The organism is Sedimentibacter sp. MB35-C1, assembly GCF_030913635.1.
In the GTDB taxonomy this organism is placed as follows: Bacteria; Bacillota; Clostridia; order Tissierellales; family Sedimentibacteraceae; genus Sedimentibacter.
In genome coordinates this window covers 1870595-1884465 of record NZ_CP133188.1, presented here as the reverse complement: position 1 = coordinate 1884465, position 13871 = coordinate 1870595, and the positions used below count along the sequence as shown (strand labels likewise).

The following is a 13871-nucleotide window of genomic DNA, read 5'->3' as shown; positions in this document are numbered from 1 at the left end:
TTTATTCTGTTAACAATTATTTAACTATTTTGCATTCAGGATCTATTAAATCTCTCATATCACCCATAATAGCTCTTGGAACAGGCAGATCAATCATTGATCTTAATCCTGGTTTTGCATTGATTATCTGAGGTATCATGTTTACGCACATTGCAATTGTACCTATTCCTCCTGGAACTTCAGGTGAATTTACCATGTTAATATTTGGTGTTCCCTTAATTATTACATAATCACCTGTCTGTACTCCAACCTGTTCTGGCTCAATCTGCTGTGGATGATCCATCTCAAGTTTTAATTCTCCGTCAACGTATCCAAAACCTTTCATTGCAACGCCAGCAACATTTCCAGCTGCTGCAAAGCCATAAGGAGATTTTCTATCAACATCTGTAACTATAGGTTCCATTGAAGTAGTTATTTTGTCTACTTTCCAACCTATAGCATCAGCAATCATACTAATTGATTCATGGAATCCTACATGCCCTGCTAAGTGACCTGTTTCAACGCCTTTATTGAATTCATCAGCTGTGATTCCTATACCTTGTTCCTGCATAACAGTTGGTCCAAACGGAGACAAGCTGTTAACTCTTCTTGAAATTACGTGGTCAACTGATTCACAGCAACCTGTCATAACAACAACAAGCAGGTCCATAATTAAGCCAGGGTTAATTCCTGTACCAAGTATTGAAACTCCGTTTGCTTTTGCTATTTCATCTAATTTCTTAGCATGCTCAGGAGATTGAGCCTGTGGGTATGACATTTCTTCAGCACTCGATACAACGTTAATTTTTCTTTCTAAAACAAATTTAAGTCTTTCGAAAGCAACTTTGGTATAAGAGTCAGTACAGCACAAAACAACGTCTGCAGCCTTTTCCTTGATAACATCTTCAGGAGAGCCTATTAAAACTTCCGGTCTGTCTCCTTTTTCAACTCCTATTATTTCATACATGCTTTTACCGATTTTTGCTCCTCTGCCTACTGCACCTACGATATCAACACCTTTTTTGTTTAATAACATTTTAGCCATACCAGAACCCATTGCTCCAAGGCCCCAAATAATTACTTTTACATTCTGCATTTTGAATCCTCCTTATTTAAATAGATATATTATAGTTGCGGTCACGCCGCATCAAACATAAAAGTTAAAGCATATTTATTATTTACAACTTTAACACTTCATATACCCCTGACTCCCTTAACTATATATTTAGCAATAACTATGCCAAACATTTTCTAAAATAAATAAAATATTTGTTTTAATGCTTTCACAACGCTTTGTAGCGTTTATATTCCAATGAAAAAAAATCATTTACCAGTAAAAGTAATAAATTTATACATATGTATAAATTACATAAAAATACCATTTTCAAAATAAAAAAACGCAAAAATAGCAAATATTTTTGCGTTTAGCGCAAACATATTTGCTATTTATTGCATTATTTCATATTTCTTTATTTTATGTTGAAGCGTTTGCCGCTTAATTTTCAACGCCTCAGCTGCTTTTGTTATATTATTGTTGTTATTTCTCAAAGCTTTTTCAATTATACATTTTTCCAAGTTACTTAAGTATTCATCGATGCCCTCATCATCCATTTCGTGATCAACATTCGAATACTCTCTATCTGCATCAAGCACATTAAAGTGGTTTAGCTTCAATATTCTTTCATTATCATCTGTCATGCTTATAGCAGCCATAACAATATTTTCAAGTTCCCTGACATTGCCGGGATAGTTATATTTCAAAAGATTTTCCTGTGCGTCCTTCTCTATAGACAATATTTCTTTATTTAACCTGTCATTGTATTTGTGAATAAACATATTTACAAGCATCATAATGTCATCCTTGCGTTGACGAAGTGGCGGAACATTCAGCTGAATTACATTTAATCTGTAAAACAAGTCCTTTCTTATTTTGCCATTTTTCAATATTACTTCCGGTGGTTCATTGCTAGTGGAAATTATTCTTACATCTATTGGTATATCTCTTGTACCACCAACTCTTCTGATGTAATTTTCCTGCAAAACTCTTAAAAGTTTAGCCTGAAGTTCATACGGCATTGAATTTATCTCATCAAGCAACAATGTGCCACCGTTAGCCTGCTCAAAAAGCCCAGACCTGTCCATAGCGCCGGTAAATCCTCCTTTAGACGTACCAAACAAAAGCCCCTCAAGCAATGACTCTGGAAGAGCTGCGCAATTCTGCGCTATAAAAGGTTTATCCTTTCTAACGCCTTCATAGTGGATGCTCTGAGCTATGAGCTCCTTACCAGTGCCTGTTTCTCCGAATATGAATACCGAAGCCGAATTTTTTGATGCTTTTTTTGCCTTCTCTATTACGTTAATGAAATTGTTGCTGCTCCCAACTATATTATTAAAATTATACTTCCTGATTCTTTTAGTTTTAGCGGTTTCCGGCTTGCCGATTTCATTTTGTAGCTTTAAGATAGTATGAGACATTTCGGTCATTTTTGTTATGTTTTTAGCTACTTCAACAACTGCAATAACTTCGTCATTAATTACAACCGGAAATGTTGTATTGATAGTTGTTATTTCTCTTCCGTCCTTGTTAAGATAAGTTTGCTTAAGATCCGACGTAGTAACACGAGAGTTAAGCGCCTTAAGCAGTGTGCTGTTATCTACATCCAGATTTTTGAACACTTCTCCGAAGGGTTTTTTCATTACTTCCTTGGTTTCCATTTTTTCAAGCTTAGACATTGCTTCGTTATATATTATTGTATTGCCACTATTATCCAAAACATGAACACCTTCATCTGTATAGTGCAAAATTTTTTGCATTATAAACAAATATTCTTTAGCCTTCATACTACTCTCCTTTTACTATTATGTCATTATATCACGGTGATATATTTTTTACAATCATATAAGTTTACATACCAATCTAATTGTTGTAAAATTAAATTAATATAAATATAGTCAAAATATATATTTTTTATAAAGGAGTACAAATGAAAAAAATTGAAAGTTTTCAGGTAAATCATCTGAAATTAAAAAGAGGAATATACGTTTCAAGAAAAGATGCTGTGAATGATTCAGCTGTAACTACATTTGACATAAGAATGAAGGAACCCAATAATGAACCTGTAATCAACACAGCAGAGTTGCATGCAATAGAACATCTGGGAGCAACATTTCTAAGGAATCATGCGGTTTATGACAAGCAAACAGTGTATTTTGGGCCAATGGGATGCAGAACAGGATTTTATGTTATTTTTAAAGGAGACTTAAAATCAATAGATGTTGTTGATATAATAAAAGAAATGTTTAAGTTCATTAAAGATTATGAAGGAGAAATTCCCGGAGCAGATGCACGCTCCTGCGGAAACTACCTCGATATGAACCTGCCAATGGCAAAGTATGAAGCATCCAAATTTTACAATGAAGTTTTGTTAAATTTAAGGGACGAAAATTTAATTTATTCGAAATAGTTAAATGTGTAATTACCAAGAAGAAAAAATTGAAAATAGTTTCCATATTGAATGTCACTATCAGTTAAGAAATGGAAGAGCAGCTGCTCTTCCATTTTTATTAAATATATTATTGTGTCTTCAATCTGTTCGCGTGTTTCCTTCTGTCCATTTCAGTAAGATGTCTTTTTCTTAATCTTATATTGTCAGGAGTTACTTCCACAAGCTCATCATCATTAATAAATTCCAACGCCGATTCCAATGTCATGATTCTTGGAGGTGATAATTTTATTGAATCATCCGCTGATGAAGATCTTGTATTGGACTGTTTTTTAGCCTTGCACGGATTTACGGTTATATCCTCTCCTCTTGCACACATACCAATAATCATTCCTTCATACACCTTTTCACCGGCACTGATGAACAATGTTCCCCTGCTTTCAAGGTTATTTAAAGAATATGCAATTGCTTCACCTTCGTCGTTTGAAATAAGCACTCCGTTAATTCTTTGAGGAATTTCTCCTTTGTATTTCTCGTAATGGTCAAAGCTCCTTACCATTGTACCTTCGCCTCTGGTATCATTTATCAGCTCTGTTCTGTAACCCAGAAGTCCTCTTGTAGGAACCATGTACTCAATCCTTACATAATTTCCGTCTGGAGTCATGGATACCATCATTCCTTTTCTTACATTAAGCTTTGAAATTACTGAACCTGAATATATTTCAGGAACATTTACAAATACTCTTTCAATAGGCTCCATGGTAACGCCATCAATTTTTCTCAGTATTACTTCAGGACGTGAAACCGCAACTTCATAGCCTTCTCTTCTCATGTTTTCAAGGAGGATTGAAATATGAAGCTCTCCTCTTCCTGATACCTTGTAACCGTCTACAGCATCTTCCAACGGTTCAACCCTTAACCCTACATTTACCTCAAGCTCCTTTTCAAGCCTTGCTTTAAGATGTCTTGTAGTCACATACTTGCCTGACAATCCAACAAATGGAGATGTGTTTATCAAAAAATTCATTGAAAGTGTCGGCTCTTCTATTTTGATTGTCTCCATGGGTTTTACTTTGTTTTCTGTACATATCGTATCGCCTATGGAAATGTTTGGGACTCCTGCCACTACTACTATTTCGCCGCTTGAAGCTTCTTTTACGCTTATTCTGCTAAGGCCTTGGTATATAAATATATTTGATACCTTTTGCTTTTCTACAGATCCGTCATGCTTTGCCACAGATACAGTCTGGCCCTCTTTGATTGTCCCGGCTGTAACTCTTCCTATTCCAAGTCTTCCTATATATTCATCATACGCAAGTGAAGATATCTGCATTTGCAAATCTTCTCCATCTCTGTCAGGATACGGCGCAACGTGATTTATTATTGTTTCGAACAATGGTTTTATGCTGTCGCTGGGCTGATCCAGTTCGTACTGAACAATGCCTTGTTTTGCTATTCCGTACAATATAGGAAAGTCAAGCTGTTCATCAGTGGCATTCAACTCAACAAATAAGTCAAATACCATGTCTACAACTTCTTCTGCTCTATTGTTTTTCTTGTCTATTTTGTTAATAAGCAGAATAGGTTTCAGACCTATTGCCAGTGACTTTTGAAGAACAAATCTAGTTTGTGGCATAGGGCCTTCTATTGAGTCAACCAGCAGAATAACTGTATCCACAGTCTTCATAATACGCTCAACCTCTGATGAGAAATCCGCATGCCCTGGCGTATCCACAATATTAATTTTATAATCTCCATGCATTACTGAGCAGTTTTTTGAATAAATAGTTATTCCTCGTTCACGTTCAATTGCGTTAGAATCCATTACTTGATCTACCATTTCCTGGTTTTCTCTAAAAACGCCGCTTTGTTGAAGAAATGCATCTACTAATGTTGATTTTCCCGCATCTACGTGGGCTATTACCGCTATATTTATTATCTTATTTTTCATATTTACCATCCTCTTTTTTTCCACTGATAAGTTTATTCTTTCTAAAGACATTTTGCAAGTTTTTTTTCATATATTACACAAATTTTAATAAATAATTCAATAACTTGCAAATAACTAGCTGAGAATTCTATAGCACCGCCATTAAATTTAATCCTCACACATAGTTTGTCTCCCTTAATTAATAAATATATTTATTGAATTTTACGAATTGATAAACACAAAAAGGCCTTTCGGCCTTTTTGTTAAGCATTAAAAATGCTTAAAGGGGTATTGGGAATATTTTTAGTTATCGGGGGGGATAACCAATTATCATTATATCAATTATTTGATAATAATACAAGCTGATTGTTCTACAAAACTACATTTAATTTAATTCAATATTTTATATACCCATATGCAATAGGTTTATACTTGTTTATTGCATAATAGAACGTCAAAATGTATAGCTGATAGCTAAGCTATTACCTTTTCGTTTTTATAAACAATTCTGCCGTCTATTATGGTCATTACAGTTTCATAATCAACATCCAATAAAGGATTGCCTTTAAATATTGCTATATCCGCATCCTTACCTGCCTTGATGCTTCCAACTCTGTCAGCTATTCCGGTAATTTCAGCTGGATTTATTGTTATTGATCTCCATCCTTCTTCTTCCGGAAGTCCGGCCTTCACTGCCATGCCTGCACACATAGGTATGTGTTGAATGGGTATAACATTTGAATCTGTTATAATTGCAATTTTTATTCCTGAATCATATAATACTTTAGGTGTTTCGAAGCTTTTATTCTTAAGTTCATACTTTGTTCTGGACCCAAAAGTTGGCCCAATAAAGCAACTCTTGCCTGCTTCCTTCAATTCTTCGGCAATTAAATGTCCTTCCGTGCAATGATCTAAAGTAATGTCTAAATCAAATTCTTTGGCAATCCTAAGTGCCGTAAATATGTCATCCGCCCTGTGAGCATGCGCCTTCAAAGGAATCTCTTTTCTCATAACAGGCAGTAGAGCATCAAGCTTAAGATCAAAATCTGGCTTTTTGTCAGGATCTTCAACAGAAGCATCCAAATCTTCCTTATATTCCTTTGCCTCGTACAGCGTTTCCCTGAGCAATGCAGCTATGGCCATTCGAGTTACAGGAGACTTGTGCTGTTCATCATATACCCTTTTTGGGTTTTCGCCAAAAGCAATTTTCATGGCAACAGGATCTTTTATAACCATATCGTCCACTCTTTTGCCGTATGTCTTCATAGCCAAAAATGTTCCGCCTATTACATTAGCACTTCCCGGTCCTGTTATCGCTGTTGTTACTCCACCTTCAATTGCATCCGTGAACCCTTGGTCCATGGGGTTTATTGCATCAATTGCTCTCAGCTGTGGAGTTATGGGTTCCGTATCTTCATTGCCATCTGATCCTTCAAAACCTATGCCCTCTTCCCACATGCCTATGTGACAGTGACCATCAACAAAACCAGGAGAAACTATTAGCCCTCCTGCGTCTATTACCTCTGCATCATCTGGTATCTCCAGTTCCTTGCCAACAGCCTTTATCTTTCCTTCTTCAATAATTATTTGTCCGTTTTCTATATCTTTACCTGCCATAGTTTTTATATAGCCGTTTTTAATTACAATCATGTGTCCTCCGTTATGAATTAATATCTTGGAATAAAGCCTACCTTTTTATAAACCTTTCTCAATGTCTTTCTTGCTACTACCTCAGCTTTTTCAGCGCCTTTTACATAAATTCTTTCCAGATAATCTTTGTTCTTCAGCAAGTAATCAATTTTATCCTGAAGAGGTTTAAGCTCTCCGATTATTATCTCTGCAACGTCCTCCTTGAATTGGGCATAGCCCTTTCCATCATAAAGAGATACTATTTCATCGGATGATTTACCGGTTATTTTAGAATATATATTTATCAAGTTTTTAACGCCGGGCTGGTTATTGTCGTACCTTACAACGCCCTCAGAATCTGTTACTGCCCTTTTAAGCTTTCTTCTGACCGCATCAGGATCGTCCATTAAAATTATATATGAATTTTCATTTGGATCTGATTTTGACATTTTGCTGGTGGGATCCTGAAGACTCATTATTTTTGCTCCGTCCTTAGATATAAATGCATCCGGAACTTTGAACGTTTCGCTGAAGCGATTATTAAACCTTTGAGCAATGTCTCTTGTAATTTCAAGATGTTGTCTCTGATCCTCTCCAACAGGAACTAGATCAGCCTGATATAAGAGTATATCTGCCGCCATAAGGACAGGATATGTAAATAACCCGGCTGGAATTGAATTGTTGTCAAGTTTTTGTGACTTATCTTTGAACTGCGTCATTCTCCCCAGCTCACCGAAGTATGTTAAGCAGTTTAAAACCCATGACAGCTCCGCATGAGCAGATACATGGGATTGTATAAACAAAGTAACCTGGTCTGGATCCAAGCCTGCTGCAATATAATTAGCAAGTACCTCCAGTGTGTTTTTTCTCAAATTCTTGGGTTCCTTTGGAACTGTAATGGCATGCATATCTACTACACAGTAATAGCTGTCATATTCGCCCTGAAGCTTTACCCAGTTTTTTAATGCCCCAAGATAATTTCCCAGCGTAAGTGATCCTGATGGCTGCATACCGCTGAATATAACCTTTTTATTCTCCATTGTAACCTCCATATATTAAAAAGAACCTTCCAGCACATAAGACGAGAAAGCCCTAAAAAGTCTGATTTTTTTGATTATACTACAATCAATTTTATTTGTCAATGTACTGAAAGACCGCGAAAAAATGGATTTTTCACGGTCTGCAGACATTCATTACTGCTGTATGGTATCAGAATATGTGAGCGTAAATGATTTTTTATATAAATGAATACCTAATGGAAACCAAATTGCAGAAAACAGTAAAAGACTTATAATGTTTGGAAGAACAGTAATGAATCCCATCCCTTTTATAATTACCTCCTGCACTGTTTTTGCATAATATATCAAAGGCCAGGATATTTTCATTATCACTGCTAAAATCCACGGCATCTGCTCTACAGGCCACACACATCCAGCAGTTGCAAATGTGGGCAGCGACAGCATAAATTCAAGCTGTGAATATTTAATCCTGTCCTTTGTTAATGACAACATAATCAGAGACGGCCCTGTAAGCGCCAATATAAAGCAAAGTGTCATTATAACAACCGTAAGCATGTTCCCGGTAAACGGAACATGGAAAAGCATTTTAAGAATCAAAATACTTGCAATCAACGCCGGTATCATTGCTATAAAACATGAGCTTACTATTCCCAGTACCTTTTTAGCAGTATCTCCATGTGTTATGTATTCGCTCTCTCTGAAAAAAGAACCTCCCATGGCAGCAAGCATAAGCTGCTGAATGAATATTGCCAGGAAACAAATCATAAGGTAATTCATGTAGGTCATTTTAGGGTCGAATAAAATTCTTTCGCCAATGTTATATACGAGAGCCATGTTTTCAGCCACAGCAGGCAAAACACCTTTACCCTGTATCAGCTTCATTTCAATTCCGGCTGAAACTGATTGAACTATCATAGTAGCCTGGGCCAAAGCATTGTTTGCCGTAACAACATTTGAACCGTCTGTAATGACCAATATTTCAGAGGATTTATACGTTCCTACCTTGCTTTCAAAACCTTTCGGAATATATAACCCCATTTGCACTTCCCCGTTGTCAATGAGCTCCTGAAGTTCTTGTCTTGATTCGGGATAATTCGTTACCTGAAATCTTTCATTTGTAATAAAATAACTGTTTACAAGCCGGCTGAGGCTGGTGCAGTCTTCATCCAATACAGCAACAGGCACATCTTTTACATAATCATTGTAATATATGCCTCCAAAAAGAAGTGTAAGAAAAATCGGACCAATAAAAACAATTATCATCATGCCCTTGTGCTTAAATATTGAGCGAAATCCCCTTTTCATCGCGTTCATATAAGTCATAAGCCTTCACCTCCCCGAAATCGGATTTTTGCTCCGCTATAAGCATAACTCCTTCAGACAGCAGCAACATTACCGCTCCAAAGATAAGCATATAAATTATATCTCCGTAAATTTGATTTATTGAAAGCCCTTTAAGGTATAAATACCGTATATTACTTACATAGTGAGTAAAGGGCAGAAATTCAGCAAAACTCCTGTATCCTGAAAGCATCGACAATAGAGGCCATGTAGTTCCAGCCATTGCAGAATTAGGAATAAATACAACTGCTCCTGCAACTACGGCTATCATTCTGTTCTCAAACAGGGCAGAAATAAGAATGCAGAATGCAGAAACTGAAAAGCTTAAGGCAGCGGATAAAATTACCGCATAGAATATGTTACCTTCAAAAGGAAGGCGGAATACCACAACCTGAAAAACAATATTAATCATAAAAGCAATTGTGCCGCAAATAGTATAAAATATAGTCTTGCCTGTTGAATATCCCAAACGTTCGCTTCTTCTTTTTTTATATATACCGTGATCTACAGCCACTGCAGCCACCAATGCTATAGCAGACTGTACATACCCTGCCAACAAAATCGGAGACAGGAAATTATCAAAACTTTTTGTTGGATTATACAATGTTTGATTACTGAATTTTATTGCTTGAGCAATATTGTATGCCTCTTCATACGGCATATCCAGCCTTGCCGTAAGTTGTTTAATTGCCGCTCCAGCTTTATATGTCAATAGAATTTCGGTAGCCTTTGTTTTTGCGGCACTTGTAATGGACATATGGCTTCCGTCATACACCATCATTACGGTAGGAGATTTAAGCATGGCTATATCATTGTAAAAATTCTTCGGTATAATCATTCCTACCCTTGCTTTGCTGTTTTTCATAAGGTATTCCAGTTCATCTTCATTTGCCGGATGATAAACAACATTAAATATTTCATTGCTGTCAAAGGCATCCGTAAGCTGCATGCTAAATGTGGATTTATCATAGTCTATAACTGCCATTGGAATGCTGTCAATAAATTCATGCGACAGTTCTAAGCCCAGCACTATAGCAAAGATCAACGGTAATACCAGAAGCACTAAAATGCTCATTTTATTTTTCCTAAAGCTATAATATTCGTCTTTAAAGCTTTTAAAAATCATTGCACACACATCCTAATCAGCAAAATCCACGATAGCTGTCATTCCGGGTCTTATTAGCTCATCATGATTATCTAATTCAATTTTTACTTCGTATGAAACAATATCAATATTTCCGTTTTCCGATGTAGCTTTTTTTACGGCAAAATCCGGCTGCTTATTGATTGTAACTATTTTACCTATAAATTTCTTCCCCTTGTAAGCTGGAAGATTTACATCTACCGACTGTCCTTCCGACAGATCGCTCAGCTTATATTCATCAAGATTTGCACTCACCCAGCACTTATCCAAATTACTAACTGTTCCTATGGAAGTTCCTGTAGATACCAGCTCTCCCTCATCGGAATTTAACGCTGTAACAGTTCCGTCAATAGGAGATTTTATAAGCGTATCCTGCAGATATACCTCTACCTCCTGCTGTCCTGCTTTAGCCTGCTCTAACTTTCCCTGAGCCGCCGTAAGCCCAGCCTGAGCCTGATTTACCTGAGCAAGAGCAATGTTTGAAGCTTCATTTGCCTGATTAAGCAATGACGCGCTGGACTGGACTCCTGCCTCAGCCATTGAGAGCTGTGCTAAGGCTGCTTTTTTATCTTCCGATCTTGCCCCTTCTTTTGCCATATTTAGAGTCTGCTCTGAAACATCCATCTGTGTTTTTATTTCTTCAAGCTTCTGCTTTGTAAGAGCTCCTCCCTCATAAAGAACCTTAGCTCTGTCATATGTAGATTTCCATAAATTATATGCACTTTCAGCCTGAGCTACTTCCTGCGTTCTAGCACCATTTTCGGCTTTTTCGCTTACAGCCTTTGCCATATCTCTTTGACTTTGACTTGCCTTGAGCCCTGCCTCTGCTTGCTTTACCCTCTCCTGAGACAGACTGTAGTTTCCCTGAGCCATTTCAAGCAATGCCTTCGATGCATCAACACCTGCCTGTGCCTGCTCTATCTGCGCTTCCAGCTGCGCCTTTTTGGCCTGCAGCTCCTCACTTGATATTTCTACAATAGGATCCCCCGCCTTAATCTTCTGTCCTTCTTCTACATAAAACTTCACAATTCTCCCAGGTATTTTTGTGTTTAGGCTTACGTCCTTGGCATATACAATACCTTGAGATTTATCCTTATCAATACTGCCGGCACTTACCTGAACCGCCCCTACGGTAATAATCATTGCTGAGCATATTACCACGAGAGAAACAACAATTTTTCTGATATTCCTACTTATCCACTCCTTATTGGAGACAGTTTTCAATGTATCTTTAAATCTGTTCATATGCTTTCCGTCCTTTCTTATTTATAAATTAAAATTCCTGCATCATTTTGATACTTTATTCTTGCCATTATGCTGTTGTATCTAATTTGAGCAACCTGAGCCTCAACCTCTGACAGCTTTTCCTGTGCCGCAATAAGTTCAATCACAGTGCCGGAACTCTCCTCAAGATTCATCTGTTTTAAAAGAGAGTTTTCTACACCAAACCCCTGCTCATACTTCAGCTTAGCAATTCTTACAACTTCCTCTGCATTGCCTACAAGTTCTTTTGATTCTTCCAGCATTTTATTCAATGCGGTCATTGTCTCATAAGACTGCACAATGTCGGATTCCACAGTTTTTTTAACCTGTTCAAGCTGCAGCTCTGCACCTTCCCTCAACAGTTTAGCCTCTTTAATTGCTCTGGAATTTGTTCTATATTCAGCTCTTGATGTAATCAGCTTTTCGTTTAGCTGATATATAGCCAGTTGCCCCAAAGCCTGCTGTATTTCAAGCCTGTTTGTCAACCCTGATTTTATTCCTTCCTCAAGGCTTTCAACTTCTGCATTATTTGGATCCACATCTGCCAGTGTTATTTCAGTATCAAAATCAATATTCATATTTTTTTTCAACTCTGTAACCGCATTATTATAATCAGCTATTGCCAGATCGTATTGAAGAACTGTGCTGTCATAATACATTTTACTTAGCAAAAGATCGTCTTTCGCCTTCATTCCGTTATCATAAGACAGTTTAACAATATTGTACTGCTTTTCTCCGCGTTTCATTGCAATTTCTTTAAGTTCTGCAAATTTTTTTGTGTACAATGCATCATAATAATTTTTATTTATAAGCATTGCTATCTGGTTTTTGTATATACTTTTTGCATACCTGGTTACATCAAGATTAACTCCGCCCATTTCTATCATAAGTTTACTTGCATCATTTGCATCAAGTGTTATAAAACTTCCGTAATCCATCTTTACATCAAGCTTTTCAGAGGTATCTTTAAGTACATCCTTAAACTGCTCTTTTTTTAATTCAAGTGTTTCCTTTGCTTCGGACAGTGCTGTGGAAGCTTCGCTTATTTTACCTTTTGATCCTTCCAGCTCATTTTCAACACCGGATATTATTTGTGAAGCAACGCTTTGTGCCATGCTTTCAGGGTATCCGTTTTTAACTAACTCAGATACTATATTAGAGCCTGCAGGAATAACAATTGCATTTCCCAAAGGATCCTTAAATGGTATTGACTGTGGAGCTATACCTTTGCCAAGAAGCGCCTCCGCTTTATCTAGATTGCTTATTCCTTCTGCCAACTCCTTCTGTTTATCAAAAAGCTCATTGTTTGCATCGTTGAGGGTTTTTTTGGCATCTTTAAGATCTTTGGCATTCTTCTTTGAATTTTGATACAATACCTCAGCAATCTTAATCTTATTATCCAATATTTCAATAGTTTTGTTATGCTCCAACCCGTATTCTACTGCCGATTCAGCGGTGAAATTAACAACATTTTTTTCCTTGGGTTCTTCCTCATCAGTATTCTCACTATCTTCTTCAGAAGATTTACTGTCTTTTCCTTCATCCTCAGGTAGCTTGTATGGTGCTGTAACTTCCGTGCTGTCTTTGGAATCATCCGTGTTTTTATCAGCAGCATATACCGGATATACTGACGAACACAGCAATATAGAAGCAATGCATATAAAGGCCGTAATTTTTTTCATATTCATCATTCCTTTCTTGTTTTACTAAAAAACATATACTTTAACACTGTCTGTATTAACTTTAGATTTTTTTTCAAGGGTGCTCAAAACTGTATTATCGTTTGGCAGAATTATGTTTATAACATTGAACCTCTCAATACAATCTTTTAGTATGTCAATAGGATTATCAGAAAAAAATATGAGCATCTGTGCGTTAAGCTTCTCTGAAAGAGTAAACATATCTTCCAGCTCTCTGCTCAACTTTCTTCCCCATTTGCAATTTTCCTGAACATTTATTATGTACAATTGAGTATTTGTATCATCAGCAATTTTTCTGCCCTCGTTCAGGAACCCCCACCCCTCTGACTGTGCCTCTAAAAAAACTAAAGTTGTTTTGATCTTCAATTCATCAGGCATTTTACACCTCACAATTTGTATTCCCTAAACAATTTTAAAGTAATT

At 36.7% G+C, this 13871-nt stretch carries 11 protein-coding genes; 1 reads left to right on the top strand and 10 read right to left on the bottom strand.

Annotation, left to right across the window (positions count from 1 at the left end):
- Positions 1-16: 16 nt before the first annotated feature.
- Entirely contained in the window at positions 17-1075 is a 1059-nt protein-coding gene (gene ord, locus RBQ61_RS08925; RefSeq protein WP_308136990.1) for a 2,4-diaminopentanoate dehydrogenase, read from the bottom strand.
- A 350-nt stretch (positions 1076-1425) separates the two neighbouring features.
- Entirely contained in the window at positions 1426-2820 is a 1395-nt protein-coding gene (locus tag RBQ61_RS08920; protein ID WP_308136989.1) for a sigma-54-dependent Fis family transcriptional regulator, read from the bottom strand.
- A gap of 143 nt (positions 2821-2963) precedes the next feature.
- On the opposite strand from RBQ61_RS08920, the gene RBQ61_RS08915 reads away from it, so the two are divergent.
- Positions 2964-3443, top strand: a complete 480-nt coding sequence (locus RBQ61_RS08915; protein ID WP_308136988.1) for an S-ribosylhomocysteine lyase — start codon at positions 2964-2966, stop codon at positions 3441-3443.
- Positions 3444-3552: 109 nt separating this feature from the next.
- Here the strand turns inward: RBQ61_RS08915 and typA are convergent, their stop codons facing one another.
- The 8 genes from typA to RBQ61_RS08875 form a co-directional block, all read right to left on the bottom strand.
- Positions 3553-5382 (bottom strand): translational GTPase TypA, encoded by a 1830-nt coding sequence (gene typA, locus RBQ61_RS08910; RefSeq protein WP_308140102.1) that lies wholly within the window; start codon positions 5380-5382, stop codon positions 3553-3555.
- 444 nt (positions 5383-5826) lie between these two features.
- On the bottom strand, positions 5827-7002 hold the full coding sequence (locus RBQ61_RS08905) for an amidohydrolase (RefSeq protein WP_308136987.1): 1176 nt from the start codon (positions 7000-7002) through the stop codon (positions 5827-5829).
- A 17-nt stretch (positions 7003-7019) separates the two neighbouring features.
- Positions 7020-8021, bottom strand: a complete 1002-nt coding sequence (gene trpS / locus RBQ61_RS08900; RefSeq protein ID WP_308136986.1) for a tryptophan--tRNA ligase — start codon at positions 8019-8021, stop codon at positions 7020-7022.
- 153 nt (positions 8022-8174) lie between these two features.
- Positions 8175-9323: an ABC transporter permease gene (locus RBQ61_RS08895; RefSeq protein ID WP_308136985.1), complete on the bottom strand. Its 1149-nt coding sequence runs from the start codon at positions 9321-9323 to the stop codon at positions 8175-8177.
- Positions 9277-10467, bottom strand: coding sequence for an ABC transporter permease (locus tag RBQ61_RS08890; protein WP_308136984.1), 1191 nt, complete (start codon positions 10465-10467; stop codon positions 9277-9279). The genes RBQ61_RS08895 and RBQ61_RS08890 overlap by 47 nt, the downstream gene beginning before the upstream one ends.
- 12 nt (positions 10468-10479) lie before the next feature.
- On the bottom strand, positions 10480-11730 hold the full coding sequence (locus tag RBQ61_RS08885; protein WP_308136983.1) for an HlyD family secretion protein: 1251 nt from the start codon (positions 11728-11730) through the stop codon (positions 10480-10482).
- 17 nt (positions 11731-11747) lie between these two features.
- Entirely contained in the window at positions 11748-13430 is a 1683-nt protein-coding gene (locus RBQ61_RS08880) for a TolC family protein (protein ID WP_308136982.1), read from the bottom strand.
- 24 nt (positions 13431-13454) lie between these two features.
- The gene (locus RBQ61_RS08875; RefSeq protein WP_308136981.1) at positions 13455-13826 is read right to left on the bottom strand and encodes a hypothetical protein; all 372 of its coding nucleotides are present in this window, start codon (positions 13824-13826) and stop codon (positions 13455-13457) included.
- Positions 13827-13871 lie beyond the last annotated feature (45 nt).

Bases quoted from the DNA above. Each gene is read 5' to 3' on its own strand.
- RBQ61_RS08895 (WP_308136985.1), bottom strand. From the start codon at position 9,323: ATGACTTATATGAACGCGATGAAAAGGGGATTTCGCTCAATATTTAAG.
- RBQ61_RS08920 (WP_308136989.1), bottom strand. From the start codon at position 2,820: ATGAAGGCTAAAGAATATTTGTTTATAATGCAAAAAATTTTGCACTAT.
- typA (WP_308140102.1), bottom strand. From the start codon at position 5,382: ATGGTAAATATGAAAAATAAGATAATAAATATAGCGGTAATAGCCCAC.
- RBQ61_RS08890 (WP_308136984.1), bottom strand. From the start codon at position 10,467: ATGATTTTTAAAAGCTTTAAAGACGAATATTATAGCTTTAGGAAAAAT.
- RBQ61_RS08905 (WP_308136987.1), bottom strand. From the start codon at position 7,002: ATGATTGTAATTAAAAACGGCTATATAAAAACTATGGCAGGTAAAGAT.
- ord (WP_308136990.1), bottom strand. From the start codon at position 1,075: ATGCAGAATGTAAAAGTAATTATTTGGGGCCTTGGAGCAATGGGTTCT.
- RBQ61_RS08875 (WP_308136981.1), bottom strand. From the start codon at position 13,826: ATGCCTGATGAATTGAAGATCAAAACAACTTTAGTTTTTTTAGAGGCA.
- RBQ61_RS08885 (WP_308136983.1), bottom strand. From the start codon at position 11,730: ATGAACAGATTTAAAGATACATTGAAAACTGTCTCCAATAAGGAGTGG.
- RBQ61_RS08880 (WP_308136982.1), bottom strand. From the start codon at position 13,430: ATGAAAAAAATTACGGCCTTTATATGCATTGCTTCTATATTGCTGTGT.
- trpS (WP_308136986.1), bottom strand. From the start codon at position 8,021: ATGGAGAATAAAAAGGTTATATTCAGCGGTATGCAGCCATCAGGATCA.
- RBQ61_RS08915 (WP_308136988.1), top strand. From the start codon at position 2,964: ATGAAAAAAATTGAAAGTTTTCAGGTAAATCATCTGAAATTAAAAAGA.